Origin of the sequence: Halomonas sp. DP8Y7-3, from assembly GCF_019801675.1 — a bacterium.
Taxonomy (GTDB): Bacteria; Pseudomonadota; Gammaproteobacteria; order Pseudomonadales; family Halomonadaceae; genus Halomonas; species Halomonas litopenaei_A.
Genome location: NZ_JAHVIO010000003.1, coordinates 54067 through 70927 on the forward strand (window position 1 = coordinate 54067; position 16861 = coordinate 70927).

Sequence of the window (16861 nt, forward strand, 5' to 3'; positions counted from 1 at the left end):
ACGCTTGTCTTATGTCGCAGGCAGTTTGTCGTGACCAGGTGGGGGAAGAGCATGCGGTCCTTTGATATCCCTGAAGCCAGCACGCAATTGGTACAGCTAGTCGCTCGCGCGCAGCAAGGCGAGGGATTTGTCATCGCCAAGGCGGGTAAGCCCATGGTGCGTGTCACGGCTATCGATAGTCCAGGGCCTGGTCAGCAGAGACGCCTTGGCTTTCTGGAAGGCCAGTTCAGCGTGCCGGAGGACTTCGACCGAATGGCTGAGCGCGAGATCGCGGATATGTTTGGCGCTTGACGTGAACCTTCTGCTGGATGTCCACGTGCTTCTCTGGGCGGCCGCTGATCCTGGCCGATTGTCGTTGGAGGCCGTAACTGATGACTGATCTTGCCCAATAGACGTGGATCACGGGCCAACGACAAGCGGATGCTCAGTGGAGTTCGGTGCACCCCGGATCACGTCGGGTGTTGATGACACCAATCCTGATACACAAGGCCTTCTACGCGGCCAAATTCTCGAACGTTATTGGTCACCAAAATGGCGCCGGATGCTATGGCGTGCCCTGCGATCCCCGTATCGTTATACCCGATGGGGGTGCCCGCGCTCCTTAGAGTGCTCATGATTGTCAGCGCAGCGTCTACCGCGAGTTGATCCCACGGCAATATGTCATCGAGTCGTTTGACGAACTCGTCCACCAAGGTCTTGTGTTTGGCCAACGCCTTTTTGCCGACCTGGCCGTAGCGCATTTCAGCGTAGGTGATGGCCGACACGACGATCCGGTTTCCCGATTCGACCTCTTTGCTCAAACGCTGGATAACCCTCACCGGATGTTCTCGCATAATGAACGAGCAAGTGCAGGTATCGAGCATATAGGTCGTCACAGGTGGAACCTGCCTTCGTCGTCCACGACGGAGGGGCGCTCCTGCAGGAAGTCGTCGTCTGCCTTGGGTAAATCCTTGAATGACTCCCAGGATGGGCGAACAGGACGAAGGGTGATCACATCGCCGTCTCGGGTGATTTCCAGCTCTCTAATGCCTTCATAGGCCATGTCAGCAGGCAGTCGTACGGCCTGATTCTTTCCATTCTTGAAAATCGACACGGTTCGCATGTCCCGCTCCTCCTGAGGCTTCGCTCTCTGCATAGCGTAGTTGCGTTGACATACATATGCAAAGCATATGCCTTACTCCCTCGAGCCCACCGCGCTTATGACTCGGTCCGATACGTCAGAATCCTCAGCCCATTGCCTACCACCAGAAGGCTCGATCCCAGGTCGGCGAAGACGGCCATCCACAGGGTGGCGTTGCCGGTCAGGGCGAGGACCAGAAACACGGCCTTGATCCCCAGCGCCAGCGCAATGTTCTGCACCAGCAGTCGCCGAGTGGTGCGGGCCAGGTCGATCAGCCTCGGCAGGCTGGCCGGGTCATCGTTCATCAACGCGATATCGGCGGTCTCGATGGCCACGTCGCTGCCCGCCGCGCCCATGGCGATGCCGACATCGGCTCGGGCCAGCGCCGGTGCATCGTTGATGCCATCGCCGACCATGCCGGTGGTGCCGCGCTTGGCCAGGGCATCGAGGTGCTCGAGCTTGTCTTCCGGCAGCAACTCGCCGAAGGCCTCGTCGATGCCGGCTTCCAGGGCGATGGCATCGACCCGGGACTGGCTGTCGCCGCTGAGCACGCTGACCTTGACGCCTTGGCGATGCAGGCGCTTGATCGCCGCCTTGCTGCTCGGACGCAGGGCATCCCGTACCTTGAAGCTACCCAGCACGGTCGCGTCGCGGCCAAGCCAGACGACGCCGGCAGCATCATCCGTTGGTCCATGACTCAGCAATACCGTGTCGTCGACGCCCATGTCGCGGGCCAGACGGCCATTGCCGAGCCATACCCGAGCAGTCATATCGGTGTCGCTTGTCGCCTCCCTGGCCACTAGACCACGACCACTGCGCTCCTCGACCTGCTCGAGAGTGACATCGGGCTGCGCGCCCAACCCCACCACCAGAGCGCGGGACACCGGATGGTTGGAGCGCTCGGCCAGGGCCACGGCCAGGCGGTGGCAGTCCTTGTCGGACGTGTTGCCGATGGCACTGGCGCTGACCAGGTGTGGCTTGCCCTCGGTGAGGGTACCGGTCTTGTCCATGGCCAGGTGGGTCAGGCGGGTGGCCTGCTCCAGAAAGGCGCCTCCCTTGATCAGAATCCCCTGGCGAGCGGCGGCGCCGAGCCCGCTGACCACGGTGACCGGGGTCGAGATGACCAGGGCGCAGGGGCAGGCAATGACCAGCAGGACCAGGGCACGATAGACGCCGTCGAGCCACGGACCGAGGCCCAGCAAAGGCCAGCCGACAGCCACGACCAGCGCCAGGACAAAGACCACCGGCGTGTAGACGGCGGCGAAGCGATCGATGGTGCGCTGGGTCGGCGCACGCCGTGACTGGGCGTCCTCTACGGCGTGAATGATGCGGGCCAGGGTGGTGTCACTGGCGTCGCGTGTCACGCGATAGTCGAGATCGCCGGATAGATTGATCGAGCCTGCGTAAACAGTGTCGCCTGGACCGCGTTCGCGAGGCAGGCTTTCGCCCGTGATAGGGGCTTCATCCAGGCTCGCTTCACCGCGCACGATCTCACCATCCAGCGCCAGGCGTTCACCGGCGAACACCCTGACCAAAGTCCCAGGCCTGACCTCTTCTGCCTTGATCTCGCGCCAGCGATTTGCCTCGGCTGCGCTCTCGTCGCGCACTCTTGCCATGGGCGGCGCCAGGTCAAGCAAGCCTGAGATGGCCCGGCGGGCGCGCTCCAGCGAGCGCGCTTCCAGATGTTCCGCCAGGGTGAACAGCACAATCACCATGGCCGCCTCGGACCAGTGCCCAATCAGCATCGCGCCGGTGACGGCAACGCTCATCAGGGCATTGATATTGAGGGTGCCCTGGCGTAGCGCCAGCAAGCCTTTCTTCCAGGTGGGCAGCCCCACCATGGCGATGGCGATAATGGCCAGCAGCGCCGCCAACCAGGGCACGCCCAGGCCAAGCCAGCCGGTGACCTCTGCCCCCAGAGCCAGTGCGCCGGCGACTGCCAGGCGAGCCCAGGGCAGAGAAGCGCTATCGCGGGGGGGCTCCTGCTTGGCCTGGTCAAGGAAGCGAGCCGTCATTCCCGCCTCCTGAATACGCGACGCGACCGCCCGGCGGTCCACATTTCGGTGATGGATGGTGAGCCGACGCTGCATGGTGTCAAAGGTCAGCTGCTCGACGCCTGGCAGGCTGTTCAGTGCCTTGCGCAGGACGCGCTCTTCAGTCGGACAGCACATTTCGTCAACGATCACGTCCAGGCGCTGAGTGCCCTCCGGCGTAGCCGCAGAGGTACTGTCGGTCGATGCATTCTCGGTCGACGCACTCTGGGTCGACGAACAGTGCGCACTCGACGTTCCGCTCGGGTCGTTGCCGCAGGACGCTTTCGTGTGCCCGACACTGCAGCAGGATGAGGGGTCGTCTGACGGTGTCTGGCGCTCAAGATCAGCCATGCCTGGAACTCCAAAGAGGATTCTGGTATCCAAGTTGACACCCTGTAGTGACTACAGAGTCAAGCATCCGAGTGAGTCACGAGATCACCTGCCGCGAGAAGACGTCCAGCATGGGCGGCGAAGGCATGGCGCAAGCTTCGATGACATGCCAAGAGCGTCGGTGACATGCCAAGAACGTCGAGAGAATGGGGAGGCCGTAGATGAAGATAGGAGAACTGGCCCGTCGTAGTGGGGTGAAGGTAGAAACGCTGCGCTACTACGAGCGCGAAGGGTTGCTGCCCGAGCCCGAGCGCAGTGACGGCAACTATCGCGTGTATCGTGATGCCCACGCCGAGCGGCTGGATTTCATTCGCCACTGCCGCGCGCTGGACATGACCCTGGACGAAATCCGCGCGCTGCTGGTCTGCCAGGATCACCCCGAGCATCCCTGTGAAGATGCCGATGCGTTGATCGAGGCACACCTTGGCCATGTGGAGCAGAGAATTGCCCAGCTGTCCCGATTGAAGGCGGAGCTCGAGCGGCTCAGGCAGCGCTGCGCGGGGCATGGCACGGCGGGAGAGTGCGGCATTCTCAACGAACTGGCGCAGCCGGTAGGGGACGTGAGTGGTGGAGGGGACGCCGGGGTTCATGTGGGCGGTGCGCATCCCCGGCGTTGAACCCCGTGAGAAACGACGACACCGCCCAGAAGGGCGGTGTCGCAGTTCGCATACCAACGGCAGGATATCGCGTGCTTAGCGCGCGATTGCCGCCTGCCTGGTGGCAACCTCAGGCCTCTTCCGTGCGCTTGGGCAGGACCCAATCCGGGCGCGGGAAGTGGCAGGTATAGCCGTTGGGAAGACGTTCCAGGTAATCCTGGTGCTCCGGCTCGGCTTCCCAGAAGTCGCCTACAGGCTCCACTTCGGTCACCACCTTGCCCGGCCACAGCCCCGAGGCATCGACATCGGCAATGGTGTTCAGCGCCTCTGCCTTCTGGTCCTCGTCCACGTAGTAGATGGCTGACCGGTAGGACATGCCACGATCGTTACCCTGACGGTTGACCGTCGTCGGATCATGAATCTGGAAGAAGTACTCCAGCAGTCGACGATAGCTGATCACCGCCGGGTCAAACATGATCTCGATGCCCTCGGCATGGGTGCCATGGTGGCGATAGGTGGCGTTTTCCACGTCGCCACCGGTGTAGCCGACACGTGTACTTTCGACGCCTGGCAGCTTGCGGATCAGATCCTGCATGCCCCAGAAGCAACCTCCTGCCAGAACTGCGCGTTGTAGTGCCATGTTCAGATCTCCTCCACTTGATCCAGGTACTCGCCGTAGCCTTCGGCTTCCATGTCATCGCGGTGGATGAACCTGAGCGACGCCGAGTTGATGCAATAACGCATGCCACCCTTGTCTCTAGGGCCGTCTGGAAAGACATGACCCAGGTGGCTGTCGCCATGGCTGGAGCGCACCTCGGTACGGATCATGCCATGGGACGAGTCCACCAGTTCATTGACGTAGGCAGGCGCAATGGGCTTGGTGAAACTTGGCCATCCGCAGCCGGACTCATACTTGTCCGACGACGCGAACAGGGGTTCGCCGGAGACAATGTCCACGTAGATGCCCGGTTCATGATGATGCAGATACTCGCCGGTGCCAGGGCGCTCGGTACCGCTCTCCTGGGTGACCCGGTACTGTTCACGATTGAGACGGGCAATGGCCTCGGGTGACTTGTCGTAGGTTTTCATAGGCTCTCCTCGTGGATGGGGGAGACACGGGCTTGGCACATCGATTTGTCAGCCATCGCACGATTACTCAACGGTCGTTGCGCTGGCCGCCCAAGCTCGTGGGACAGCCTTCAGTCTGTGATCCGCCAATAATCCTTACACGACTAACGATCGGTGTCACGTCGATGCACGCATCGTCCCAGCGCCCAGACCTCGTCAATTGCCCAGGCGTCGTCAGCAAGAACCAGCAGGTCCGCATCCTGCCCCACCGTGAGGCGTCCCTTGCGGGCAAGGCCCAGGGCGTCCGCACTGTGGCTGCTGGCGAAGCCTAGTGCGTTCTCCAGCGCGATGCCGTGGTCGTTGACACATTCGCCCACGACCTCGAACAGGCTGTCGAGGCGTCCCGCCTTGAGGCCCATGAAGCGGCCATGGTCATCGAAGCGCGGCAGAGAAGCGTTGGCGTCTGACGAGAGCGTCACGCGCGAGGGCTCGACACGCGCCTTGAGCGCCCGCGCGACCGCTTCCGAGGCGGGGACTTCGCCCTCGGCGAGCAGCTCCGGGGTGGTGCTGGTCGTGAGGTCGATGCGGCCGCCGTCACGGGCGAAACGCAGCCCGTCTTCGAACAGGGTCGCGGTGCGGTTGATATGGGTGGGCATGAACTGAGCGATAGGCAGTGCCGTGGTGCGTGCCACCTCGCGCAGGATCTCGAGTCCCCCTGCGGCGTCGCCGGTGTGGATGAACACAATGCCGGACTTGCCCGCCAGCATGCCCGCAGTGCGGCTATCCGATGCCAGCCGGGCCAGCTCCTGAACGGACGGTTGGGAACCACGGTGGTCGCTGATGGCGACCTCTCCCACACCGATGTATTCAGGAATATACAGAATGTCCTGGGCGACGGAGCCGGTCAGGGTGACCGGGGGAAGCTGGTAGGACCCGGTATAGGCGTAGCAACTCAGTCCCCCGGCGGCGAGCTCGCGCACCTTGCCGAGCAGGTTGGCCGGGGTGCGGGTCAGGGCGTCGGTCCCCAGGGCGCCGATCAGGGTGGTGACGCCGGAGCTCACGGCGTCCTCGAGACGCAGCTCCGGGGTGCGGGTGCCAAAGCCGCCCTCGCCGCCGCCGCCGGTCATATGGACTAGCGGATCCACCAGGCCAGGAATCACTCGCCGCCCCTCCAGGTCCTGGACCGAGAGACCGGGCAAGTGAATGTCCGGGCTATCCTGCGGGTCGAGTATGGCGGCGATGCGTTGGTCGGCGATCAGCAGATGCTTGAGGCCAAGCGGAGCTGGGGCATACAGCCGCGCATTCTTGAGAAGGGTCAGCATGGCGGTTCCTGCGGGTCGGTCGAGGCTGGGATGTGGCTGGCGCAACGCCAGCCAGCGTTCGGCACTCCAGGCCGGGCGGCGTTCACCGCCCGGATCTGGTAGGGGCATGGCTACAGTTTAATGTCGTAGCTGAAGTACTCGCTCATGATCTCGTCGTAGGTCCCATTGGCCTTGAGCTCTGCCAGCGCTTGATTGAAGCGCTCGGCGAGGTCGCGATCACGCTTGCGGAAGGCAACGCCGACGCCTTGTCCGAAGTAGGTGTCGGGCTCCTTGATGAAGTCGCTGATGCGCACAAAATCGCTTGCCTCGGTATCGATCTCGATCATCGCCTCGGCGATGGGGTAGTCCATGAAGGTCAGGTCAAGACGGCCGGCACGCAGGTCGGCGACCACATCGTCGGCGCTGGCATAGCGGCGTACCTCGAGCACATCGCCGTACAGGTCGGTCACATAGCGATCCTGCAGGGTAGCGCGCTGGACGCCAGCCGTGAGCCCTTCAAGGCTTGCCTTGTCGGAGATGTCGATGTCCCGGCCACGTGGCGTGATCCAGGCGCTCGGCGTGGTGTAGTAGGGCTCGGAGAACAGTACCTGGCGGCTGCGTTCCTCGGTGATCGCCATGGACGACATGATGGCGTCGAACTTGCGCGCCATCAGCGCCGGAATCATGCCGTCCCAGGGTTGCTCCACCCAGGTGCACTGGATCTCAAGGTGCGCGCAGACGGCATTGCCCAGGTCCACTTCAAAGCCGGTCAGAGTGCCATCTGCGGTCTTGTACTCGAACGGCTCGTAGGGCACGTCGACGGCCAGGCGCAGGGGGTCGTCGGCCAGGACGGGAGGGGTGGCAAGCATCAGAGCTGCCAGGGTGGAGGCAAACAGCATGGGAGAGCGTGGCATGGGGAAATCCTCAAATAACGGAAAAGTGTTGTGTGGTCGAGACACAAGTTCACCGCCCACATTAATAAGGCGGAAAGACACCGGGGGGATGTCGTACGGGAGATAGCCAGGCGCCGATGACGCCAGCGATTATTCGTCGAACCACTCGCTCAGGGCGAAGCCATCCAGCCAGGGCGACTGGGGCAGGGACAGGGGGCGAGATAGGGGCATCGCGCCGTGGAGGAGCAAGGGCGAAGGCACGTCAGGTCAGCTCAGGTCCAGATCGGTGGTGGTTGACGCCGACCCCAGGGGGTCGACGTCATGCAGTGCCAGGGTGAGGTGACTCAGCAACGCACTGTGTATCCAGTAAAGTACGATTTATTCAGCAAAGTACGATTTATTCAGCAAAGTACTTGGCATGGATCTCGTCATAGGTGCCATTGCCCTTGAGGGTGGCCAGGGCGTCATTGAAGGCCTTGGCCAGGTCTTCGTCGCGCTGGCGGAAGGCAATGCCGAAGCCGTCACCGAAGTATTCCTTCGGTTCGGTGATCTGCTCGCCGACCACCTTGTAGTCACCGGCATCGCTGTCCAGCAGCGTGGACTTGCCCACCGGATAGTCGAGGAAGCCGATATCCACGCGACCAGAGTCCATGTCCAGGACCAGGTCGTCGGCGGTGGCGTAGCGGCTGACATCAGCGACATCGCCGTACAGGTCGGTGACGTAGTTGTCCTGCAGGGTGCCGCGCTGCACACCGATGGTCATGCCCTCGAGGGCCTCGGCATCGGGGTTGCCCATCTCCAGGTCGGCTGGGGCAAACCAGGCTGACGGCGGAGTGAAGTAGGGGTCAGAGAACAGCACCTGCTCGCGACGCTCGTCGTTGATCGTCATGGACGACATGATGGCGTCGTATTTGCGTGCCATCAGGCCAGGAATGATGCCGTCCCATCCCTGCACCACCCACTCGCACTGGATACCGACCTCGGCACACAGGGCATTGCCCAGGTCGATGTCAAAGCCGGTCAGCTCGCCGTCAGGGGTGCGGTACTCCATGGGCTCGTAGGGAACGTCGACGCCGATGCGAATATCACGAACCTCAGCCTGGGCGGTGGAGGCAAGAACCGCCGTGCCGATGAGACTCGCGGTGAAAAGGTTGCGCAGTGTCATGTGGAGTGACCCTTATTGTTGATGAGAGATGGTTGATAGGAGGGTAATGGCAGGCGTCTCGTGGACGCATGATGCCACCTTAGCGAATCACGCCCCCGTCAGGAAGGAAAAAAAGGGGGCAGTGAAACGGTAGTTCCCAACGCTCGTTTGACGATCCTCAAGGGACGCCGGAGGGGCTGGCCTCCGGCGTTGGTCTCTAGCCTGAAGCCGGCTTAAGGTGCGCCAGCAAGCGCTTCTCGAGATAGCGGAACAGGTAGAGGATCGCGAAGGTCAGGCACAGGTAGATGGCCGCGACGAACAGGAAGGCATCGAAGGGCGCATAGAAACGTGCGTAGACGAAGCGGGCGGCGCCGGTCAGGTCCATGATGGTCACCACGCTGGCAATGGCGCTGGCGTGGAGCATGAAGATGACCTCGTTGCCGTAGGCCGGAAGCGCCCGACGAAAGGCGCTGGGCAGCACGATACGACGCATCATCAGGGAGTAGCGCATGCCGTAGGCCCTGGCCGCTTCGATCTCTCCACGGGGAGTTGCCTTGATGGCGCCATGGAAGATCTCGGTGGTGTAGGCCGCGGTATTGAGGGAGAACGCCACCAGCGCCGGGAAGAACGGCTTCTCCAGCAGCACCCAGAGCCAGGTGTCCTGGATGCCCTCGACGAAGACGACGCCATAGTAGATAAGATACAGCTGCACCAGCAGCGGCGTGCCGCGGAAGACGTAGGTGTAGAAGAAGATGGGCATCTTGATCCACCGGCGCTTGGAACCGCGGCCAATGGACAGGGGGACCGCAGCAACCAGGCCAACGATCAGCGACAGGAAGACCAGTTGGACCGTTGTTGTCAGTCCTTCACCGTAGTAGGAGAGGGTGTCCAGGGTGAAGATGCTGTTGTCGGCCAGCATTGCCTCCAGTGAGGCGAGCACAGATTCCATCAGTCATGGCCTCCAAAACCGACGTCATAGCGCTTTTGCAGCTTGGCGAAGAACCACTCAGAGACGCTGGCGATCAGCAGGTAGATGATCGCGACGATAATCATGAACAGGAAGGGTTCCCGGGTGGCCTTGGACGCTTCGGCGGCCACCCGAACCATGTCCGACAGGCCGATCACCGAGACCAGTGCGGTGGTCTTGAGCAATACCATCCAGTTGTTGGAAAGGCCGGGCAGGGCGTGGCGCATCATCTGGGGAAAGCGGATGCGCCTGAACACCAGCGCATGGCTCATGCCGTAGGCGCGTCCGGCCTCGATCTGGCCGCTGTCGACGGCCAGAAAGGCGCCGCGGAAGGTTTCTCCCATATAGGCGCCGAAGATCAGACCGATGGTCAGGACGCCTGCCACGAACTCGTTGACGTTGATGAAGATATCGATGTCGAAGCGGTCATACAGCCAGTCGGTGACCATATTGATGCCAATCTGGCCGCCAAAGAACAGCAGCATCATCAGCACCAGGTCGGGGACACCGCGGATGATGGTGGTATAGAGGGTTCCCAGACGATGGGCGACCCAGTTGCGTGACATCTTTGCGCTGGCGGTAATCAGTCCCAGCACAATGGCCAGGATCAATGACAGTACTGCCAGCTCGATGGTGACCAGCGCTCCCTCGAGAAGGCGTGGCCCGTAACCGTGAAGGTCAATCATGGGTCTCTCCTGGCCGTCTCAGCGCTTGGGTGCAAGAAACTGCTTGAGTCGCTCGGAACGGGGATTGCCCAGCACCTCATCGGGAGGACCGGCTTCTTCTACCTGCCCCTGGTGCAGGTAGATCACCTGGCTGGACACGTCCCGGGCAAAGGCCATCTCGTGGGTGACCACGATCATGGTGCGGCCCTCTTCGGCCAGGTCGCGCATGACCTTGAGCACGTCGCCGACCAGCTCTGGGTCAAGCGCTGACGTCGGCTCGTCGAACAGCATCACCTCCGGGTCCATGGCCAGGGCGCGGGCGATGGCGCCGCGCTGCTGTTGGCCTCCGGAAAGCTGGGCGGGATAGTAGTCGGCGCGCTCCGCCAGGCCAACGCGCTCAAGCAGCGCCCTGGCATGCTGGATGGCTTCCTTCCTGGGCTTCTTCAGCACATGCACGGGCGCTTCGATGACGTTTTCCAGCAGGGTCATGTGGGCCCACAGGTTGAAGCTCTGGAACACCATCGACAGTTTGGCGCGCATCTGCACCACCTGGTTCCAGTCGGCGGGTTCCCGCCCGTGCTTGGTTTCCTTGAAACGGATCTGCTCGCCATGAACGATCAGTTCACCTTCATTGGGCTGCTCGAGCAGGTTCATGCAACGCAGGAAGGTACTCTTGCCGGAGCCGGAAGCCCCGATCAGGGTAATGACGTCACCCTTGCGGGCCTCCAGGGACAGCCCCTTGAGCACTTCGGTGTTGCCGAAGCGCTTCTTGATGTTGCGCACTTCCAGCGGAATCGGTGTATCAGCCATGGATCGGGCTCCAGAGAAAAACGGCCGTGCCTGGTAAGCCGGCCGAATGGCGCGGGCTGGCGCGAAAAAACGGGGGATTCTAACAGGCTTGGGTCGGCGCAGCAGACGAAGCGAAATACAGAAGCATTATACCTTCGTCTAATCTGGAGGGGCGGGTCATCATGATGTTATCTCCAAGTTGTTGTTATCTCGAGAATATCGGGGAGATCGCAGCGTACAGGGTCAGTCCATGTCGAGAGCAACAGGGGCGACCAGAAGCGCTGCACGGGCGCCGAGTTCCACCTTGGCGTTGGGAAATACCACGCTCAGTGGTGTTGCGCCGATGCGCGTTTCACCGGCCTTGGCGTCGCGGGCGACGACCTCGCCCGGCGCGAACTCGGTGAAGTTCGGGGTGTTGTCGGCAAAGCACAGCGTAAAGTCCTCGCTTTCGCGAAAGACCTCCATTTCCACCGCGAAGCCCTGTAGATCCGCGATCTGCCCCTCTCGCGGAGACAGCCCGCTCAGCAAGGCCAACAGCAAATCACCCATGGCAGCAAGGGGCGCAAGATCATTGTGACCGAAGGGCAGCGCCTTGCCGAGTTCCAGCGTAAACGCCTGGGCCTGGTGGTAGTGCTTGCTGTAGTGGGAAAAGGTCCAGCTATGCTGATGCTGCTTGAGCGCCGCCTGAATGCCAGCACCGGCCATCCATCGCCACTGCTGTGGTTCGGTAAGCGTGTCAGCGAAGGGGGCCACCACGAAGCGCGGATAATGGCTGTCGCGAATGGCGGTATGCAGGTCGTAGTGCAAGCGTGGCAGCTGGGGGTGGTCAGCAAAGAAGGTATCTACTGCCGCCATCAGTTCACGCGCACGGTCGGCCTCATCACCGGGTTGGTCCAGGCCTTGGCGGAACAGCCGATTGAGGTTGGTCTCGACGAAGCGCGTGTTGCGTCGAATGGCTTCCAGGTTGCCCAGGATCACCAGCATAGGAGCCCCCAGCTCGATGAAGCCGGCCTCAAGGCGTGCCAGGCAGTCTCCGAGCAGCTCGATGGGAGCCGTCTCGTTGCCGTGGATACCGGCTGACAGCACGCAGGCGCGTGCGTGGGGAGATACGTGGTCTGGGGTAAGGCGCAACACCCCTGGCGCTTCGATGCGGTAGTGTCCGCCGTGAATCCTGCCGTCTGACGGGAGCGAGGCGGAAGCAGCGTCGAGGCTTTTCGACAGCCAATCAGAAAGCATGTCGAGCTTCCTCTGTGGTGCTACACAACATACGGGTATGGCGAGGTAGAGCAAGCAACATGGGCAGCGTTCTTTGTTGTCGTATGCGGTGGTGGTGTGTGACGCCTACCGCTGGGCGTCGCCAACTCGGCACGCTGACGCGACGCCAGTCTGGCGAATCGGCGCCGAGGAGCGCACTGCCCTCACGGTGATCACGCCATCATGTGGATCCAGTGGCGCTGGCCCGGAGCACATTCTGACGCCTGCTCCTGTGCACGTTCCGATGCAAGTTCCGGTGCAGGTTCCGATGAGAGCTGAGCCAGCTTCGGCACGCTTCACGCTAGCTGCAAGGGCGGGCGTCGATCTGGTGTAAACCCGGGGTGCGAAGATGAAAGGTCGTGTAGCGTCGCCGGCGAGCACCGGTAAAGGGCGGCTGCAATGACGTCACGGCGCAGTGCTGGCGTCTCACGGCCTTGCCGCTTCATTCACCCCGGCTCGCCGATTCGCCCCGGCTCGCCAATTCGCTTGGGCGAGCCGGGGCTAGGCTCAGGAGGTCTAGGGTTTGTACGAAAAGTCGACGAGCGAAGGTTAGACAAGGCAAAAATCGGTGAGAAAGCGCAGTCTACAGGGTGTAAATGAGCATTTTGACTGGGCTGGCGTACCAGCCGATTTTTAACGCCGTATTACCGAGCGCAGGCACTTTTCAGGCAAGCCCTAGATTCCCCGTGCACCGGTGTACAGGGTGTAGATCGACTGACTGGCAGCCATCAGCAGGCGGTTGCGTTTCTCACCCACAAAGCAGACGTTGGCGCACACCTCTGGTAGCAGAATACGGCCGATGAGGGTGCCGTCACTGGCGAAGACGCTGACACCATCGATGCCCTCTCCTCCAGACGTACCAACCCATAGGTTGCCGTCCTCGTCGCAGCACATGCCGTCGTAGCCCTCGGTCTTGCTCTCGACCAGCCGCGTTGCTTCGCCTAGCGTCTTCTGGTCGGTGTCCAGGGTGAAGCGGGTAATGGTCGCAGGTTGGTCGGGATGGTGAGAGGGGGCCGTGTCAGTGACGTATAGGGACGTGCCGTCCGGGCCCAGAGCGATGCCGTTGGGCTTGAACAGCTCGGTAGTGAGCCGTCGAGGCTCGTCCAGGCCTTCTTCCCAATAGTAGATCGCAGTGTCCAGCTCCAGCTCACGCTTTTGCCCCTCGTAGTCGGAGTGAGCGCCGTAACCCGGGTCGGTAAAGATGATCGCGCCCCCCGGAAGCGTTACCAGATCATTCGGGGCATTCAGGGGTTTGCCTTCGTAGGTGCTCGCCAGCACGCTGAGGCTGCCGTCCCACTCATAGCGTACTACCCGTGCAGGGGAGTGTTCGCAGGCCACCAGCCGACCGCGATCATCGAACGCGTTGCCGTTGGAGTGCCCCACGTGGTCACGCAGCACACTGACCTGACCACTGGCCTCGTCCCAGCGCATCTGTCGCGCTCTTGGGATATCGCTGAACACGGCGTAGCGGCCGACGGCGTTCCAGGCAGGCCCTTCCAGCCACAGACCGCCTGTCCATTCGCGCTCCAGCGGAGCGTTGAACAGCTTGTACGATGCGAATCGGTCGTCTACCACCTGCCATGCATCGACCGGGTAACGTTGGGGGGCGGGGGCCTGAGCGAACAGCGACGGTGCAAAGCTGCTGGCGCCGATGGCTGCCGTGGCAGCAAGAAATTCTCGTCTTCCAAGTGACATTGGGGAAACCTCCATGCAGTGAAAAGGCAGCCACCATGGCCGCCCCTTCAGCGTATGAGGTAATCATGCATCTGTATGTTATACATTCTGACGAGGGCTGGTGGACCTGATCGGGGGCTCACCCCCCTTGTCGATACGCGGTGCAGGCCTCGCCCTGGTCGACGTTGATCAACTCGTCAACCGGGTAGTCGAGGCGTTCGGCGCGCTCGACCAGCGATTGGTAGGTCGCCTGGTCCAGTTGAGGACTCCGCGCCAGAACCCAGAGATAGTCGCGGTCTGGTCCGGTGACCAACGACCATTGTCCTGCGTCGTCCAGCGCCAGAATGTTGTAGCTTGAGTAGAAGGGGCCGAAGAAACTCACTTTCAGGCGGCCCACATTGTCTTCCTCAAGCAGGTAGGCCTTGCCTTCTGCCACATCCACGTTGCCCTCGGCGAGGTTGACGCCGCGGTTGATCACTCGCACGCCACCGTCGTCGCGCAGCGAGTAGTCTGCGGTCACGCAGTCCAGCCCCTCTTCAAAGCTGTGATCGAAGCGAGCGATCTCGTACCAGCGCCCCAGGTAGTCATCAAGGGCAAAGTCATTGATGGGTTGGGTACCCGAAGGCAGCCCGGTGCAGCCGGCCAGCGCCAGCATGCTGAGGGGAAACAGGGTGGTCAGAGAGCGAAGACGGCGTCCGTGCGAAGACATGGTGACTCCAGAGAAACGTTCATGATGTAAAGCTAGTGTATGTCTCTGGTATCAATTTTGTCCAAGGATGGGGTGGCTTCTGCCAATAGCCACTCCGGTGCTGATCCCCTCTTGAGCAGATGATCAGTGGGGAACGGAGAATCAGGGCATGGCCATGAAGGACAGTACGACAGGGCATCAGAAAACAATAGGGAGCTGGGGATGAAGGACACGAGGTCACGTAGTGAGGCGGTATTGGCAAGAGTCGATGAGCACTATGGTGGCAAACCCGCTGGCCGCCTTGATGCCCGTTTGACCGACCGGCTGAGAGATGCCTTTCAGGCGGCAGGCTGCGATGTGGAGCGACTGAGCCTGGACGAGATAGCGGGTGTCGACCAGCTTCATCTTGGCGGCCGCGCGGCGAGTCGACGGCTGAGTCGGTTGGCTCAACTGCCCCCTGGCAGCCGCGTGCTGGATATCGGCTGTGGCACCGGGGGTGCCAGTCGCCTGCTTGCCGCTGAAGGCGACTGCCAGGTGGTGGGGATTGACGTCACGGCGGAGTTTATCGATGTGGCCAGATGGCTCAGTCGTGCCACCGGGCTGTCGTCCAGGACCCGGTTCATCTGTGCCGATGCTGCCGAACTGCCGCTGCCCAGCGCAAGTGTTGACGCGGTCTGGTGTCAGCATGCGCTGCTTAACATGCCGACCACCGATGCGGTGATCGGCGAATGGTGTCGAGTCCTTGCCGGTCAGGGCAAGCTGCTATTGCATGAGGTGGTCAGCGGTGACAACCCCTCACCGCTGGTGCTGCCGGTGCCCTGGGCAAGTCGCCGAGAGCATAGCCAGCTCGAGTCACTGACTCAGCTTGAGCGGCGCCTGGAAAGCGCTGGCTTTGAATGCCTGACACTTGAGGACGTGACGGCCGATGCCCTGGCATGGCGGGGCAAGCATGCACGCCACGAACAACCGCCACAGGCTGAGACGACGCAGGGGACGCCCGCAAAGACGGAGGGCAGCCGTCACAAGCTGCCCGGCGCGGCGGCCATCTTCGGTGAGTCGTTTGTCGACATGGGGCGTAACCTGCTCGACAACCTTCAGCACGATCGGGTGAGGGTGGTACAGGGTGTGTGGCAGCGGGGCTGACCTGTTCGATCAGGCCTGCCCCGTCGGCCTCAGCCGTGAGCAATCCGCTCGCTGATGGCACCACCCAGTTGCTCGGTGGTACCAGTGCCACCAAGATCCGGCGTCAGGACCGCCTTGTTGCCGTCTTCCAGTACGGCTTCGATCGCCGCGAGGATGGCGTCGCCGGCGTCCTTGTGTCCCAGGTGTTCGAGCATCATGGCTCCGGACCAGATCTGGCCGATGGGATTGGCGATGCCCTTGCCAGCGATATCCGGTGCGCTGCCGTGAACTGGCTCGAACAGGCTGGGGAAGGTGCCCTCAGGGTTGATGTTGGCAGAGGGCGCGACGCCAATGGTGCCGGTGCAGGCAGGCCCCAGGTCAGACAGGATGTCGCCGAACAGATTCGAGGCGACCACCACATCGAACCAGTCCGGGTGCATCACGAAGTTGGCGGTCAGGATGTCGATATGAAACTTGTCGACCTCGACATCGCTGTAGTGCTTGGCCATCTCGACCACGCGACTGTCCCACCAGGGCATGGTGATGGCGATGCCGTTGGACTTGGTGGCGGACGTCAGTTTCTTGCGCGGCCGGCTTTGGGCCAGGTCAAAGGCGTACTTGAGGACTCGGTCGACGCCGTGGCGGGTCATCACGGTTTCCTGAATGACGACTTCCCGATCAGTGCCCTCGAACATGGTGCCGCCAACGCTCGAATACTCGCCCTCGGTGTTCTCGCGAACCACATAGAAGTCGATGTCCCCGGGCACGCGTCCCGCCAGAGGACTCTTGATCCCCGGAAGCAGGCGGCAGGGGCGCAGGTTGACGTACTGGTCAAACTCGCGTCGAAACTTGAGCAGCGATCCCCACAGCGAGATGTGATCGGGCACTTTGTCGGGCCAGCCGATGGCACCATAGAAGATGGCATCAAAGCCGATCAGCGTCTCACGCCAGTCGTCCGGCAGCATCTTGCCGTGCTCGAGGTAATAGTCACAGCAGGCGAAGTCAAAGGTCTGGGTGTCGAGCGCAATATCGAAACGCTTGGCGGCGGCCTCCAGAGCGCGCACGCCCTCTGGCATGACTTCGGTACCGATGCCGTCTCCGGCGATGATCGCAATGCGATGGGACATGGGGCGAGCTCCTGTCAGCGTTGATGTTGA

18 protein-coding genes are annotated in these 16861 nt (G+C 62.0%); 3 read left to right on the forward strand and 15 right to left on the reverse strand.

The window, feature by feature from the left end:
- Positions 1–51: 51 nt before the first annotated feature.
- Positions 52–291: a type II toxin-antitoxin system Phd/YefM family antitoxin gene (locus tag KUV86_RS02620; RefSeq protein WP_222483482.1), complete on the forward strand. Its 240-nt coding sequence runs from the start codon at positions 52–54 to the stop codon at positions 289–291.
- 158 nt (positions 292–449) lie between these two features.
- Here KUV86_RS02620 and KUV86_RS02625 read toward each other — a convergent pair whose 3' ends face one another.
- The 3 genes from KUV86_RS02625 to KUV86_RS02635 form a co-directional block, all read right to left on the reverse strand.
- On the reverse strand, positions 450–875 hold the full coding sequence (locus tag KUV86_RS02625; protein ID WP_224908037.1) for a type II toxin-antitoxin system VapC family toxin: 426 nt from the start codon (positions 873–875) through the stop codon (positions 450–452).
- On the reverse strand, positions 872–1102 hold the full coding sequence (vapB, locus tag KUV86_RS02630; protein ID WP_222483483.1) for a type II toxin-antitoxin system VapB family antitoxin: 231 nt from the start codon (positions 1100–1102) through the stop codon (positions 872–874). Before vapB ends, KUV86_RS02625 begins: the two co-directional genes overlap by 4 nt.
- A 95-nt stretch (positions 1103–1197) precedes the next feature.
- Positions 1198–3504: a heavy metal translocating P-type ATPase gene (locus KUV86_RS02635; protein ID WP_222483484.1), complete on the reverse strand. Its 2307-nt coding sequence runs from the start codon at positions 3502–3504 to the stop codon at positions 1198–1200.
- 200 nt (positions 3505–3704) lie between these two features.
- On the opposite strand from KUV86_RS02635, the gene cadR reads away from it, so the two are divergent.
- Positions 3705–4160, forward strand: a complete 456-nt coding sequence (cadR, locus tag KUV86_RS02640; protein ID WP_222483485.1) for a Cd(II)/Pb(II)-responsive transcriptional regulator — start codon at positions 3705–3707, stop codon at positions 4158–4160.
- 109 nt (positions 4161–4269) lie between these two features.
- Here the strand turns inward: cadR and msrA are convergent, their stop codons facing one another.
- The 11 genes from msrA to KUV86_RS02695 form a co-directional block, all read right to left on the reverse strand.
- Positions 4270–4779 carry a peptide-methionine (S)-S-oxide reductase MsrA gene (gene msrA, locus KUV86_RS02645; protein ID WP_206939938.1) on the reverse strand — a complete coding sequence of 170 codons (510 nt, stop codon included), beginning with the start codon at positions 4777–4779 and terminating at the stop codon, positions 4270–4272.
- Between the two features lie 2 nt (positions 4780–4781).
- On the reverse strand, positions 4782–5228 hold the full coding sequence (msrB, locus tag KUV86_RS02650; protein ID WP_206939936.1) for a peptide-methionine (R)-S-oxide reductase MsrB: 447 nt from the start codon (positions 5226–5228) through the stop codon (positions 4782–4784).
- 143 nt (positions 5229–5371) lie between these two features.
- Complete coding sequence (gene iadA / locus KUV86_RS02655; RefSeq protein WP_222483486.1) at positions 5372–6529, reverse strand: beta-aspartyl-peptidase; 1158 nt, start codon at positions 6527–6529, stop codon at positions 5372–5374.
- A gap of 110 nt (positions 6530–6639) precedes the next feature.
- A complete protein-coding gene (locus KUV86_RS02660; protein WP_374107034.1) occupies positions 6640–7422 on the reverse strand; it encodes a transporter substrate-binding domain-containing protein in 783 nt (260 codons plus the stop codon).
- A gap of 376 nt (positions 7423–7798) precedes the next feature.
- Entirely contained in the window at positions 7799–8566 is a 768-nt protein-coding gene (locus tag KUV86_RS02665) for a transporter substrate-binding domain-containing protein (RefSeq protein ID WP_374107035.1), read from the reverse strand.
- A gap of 196 nt (positions 8567–8762) precedes the next feature.
- Complete coding sequence (locus KUV86_RS02670; protein ID WP_206939931.1) at positions 8763–9494, reverse strand: ABC transporter permease; 732 nt, start codon at positions 9492–9494, stop codon at positions 8763–8765.
- On the reverse strand, positions 9494–10198 hold the full coding sequence (locus KUV86_RS02675; protein WP_206939930.1) for an ABC transporter permease: 705 nt from the start codon (positions 10196–10198) through the stop codon (positions 9494–9496). Before KUV86_RS02675 ends, KUV86_RS02670 begins: the two co-directional genes overlap by 1 nt.
- An 18-nt stretch (positions 10199–10216) precedes the next feature.
- Positions 10217–10987 carry an ABC transporter ATP-binding protein gene (locus KUV86_RS02680; protein ID WP_206939928.1) on the reverse strand — a complete coding sequence of 257 codons (771 nt, stop codon included), beginning with the start codon at positions 10985–10987 and terminating at the stop codon, positions 10217–10219.
- 222 nt (positions 10988–11209) lie between these two features.
- On the reverse strand, positions 11210–12202 hold the full coding sequence (locus tag KUV86_RS02685) for a succinylglutamate desuccinylase (protein WP_222483487.1): 993 nt from the start codon (positions 12200–12202) through the stop codon (positions 11210–11212).
- 693 nt (positions 12203–12895) lie between these two features.
- On the reverse strand, positions 12896–13915 hold the full coding sequence (locus tag KUV86_RS02690; protein WP_222483488.1) for an SMP-30/gluconolactonase/LRE family protein: 1020 nt from the start codon (positions 13913–13915) through the stop codon (positions 12896–12898).
- A gap of 118 nt (positions 13916–14033) precedes the next feature.
- A complete protein-coding gene (locus KUV86_RS02695) occupies positions 14034–14603 on the reverse strand; it encodes a lipocalin family protein (protein WP_222483489.1) in 570 nt (189 codons plus the stop codon).
- Positions 14604–14804: 201 nt separating this feature from the next.
- On the opposite strand from KUV86_RS02695, the gene KUV86_RS02700 reads away from it, so the two are divergent.
- Positions 14805–15725 (forward strand): class I SAM-dependent methyltransferase, encoded by a 921-nt coding sequence (locus KUV86_RS02700; protein ID WP_222483490.1) that lies wholly within the window; start codon positions 14805–14807, stop codon positions 15723–15725.
- 29 nt (positions 15726–15754) lie between these two features.
- Here the strand turns inward: KUV86_RS02700 and KUV86_RS02705 are convergent, their stop codons facing one another.
- Positions 15755–16831 (reverse strand): tartrate dehydrogenase, encoded by a 1077-nt coding sequence (locus KUV86_RS02705; RefSeq protein WP_222483491.1) that lies wholly within the window; start codon positions 16829–16831, stop codon positions 15755–15757.
- Between the last annotated feature and the right edge of the window lie 30 nt (positions 16832–16861).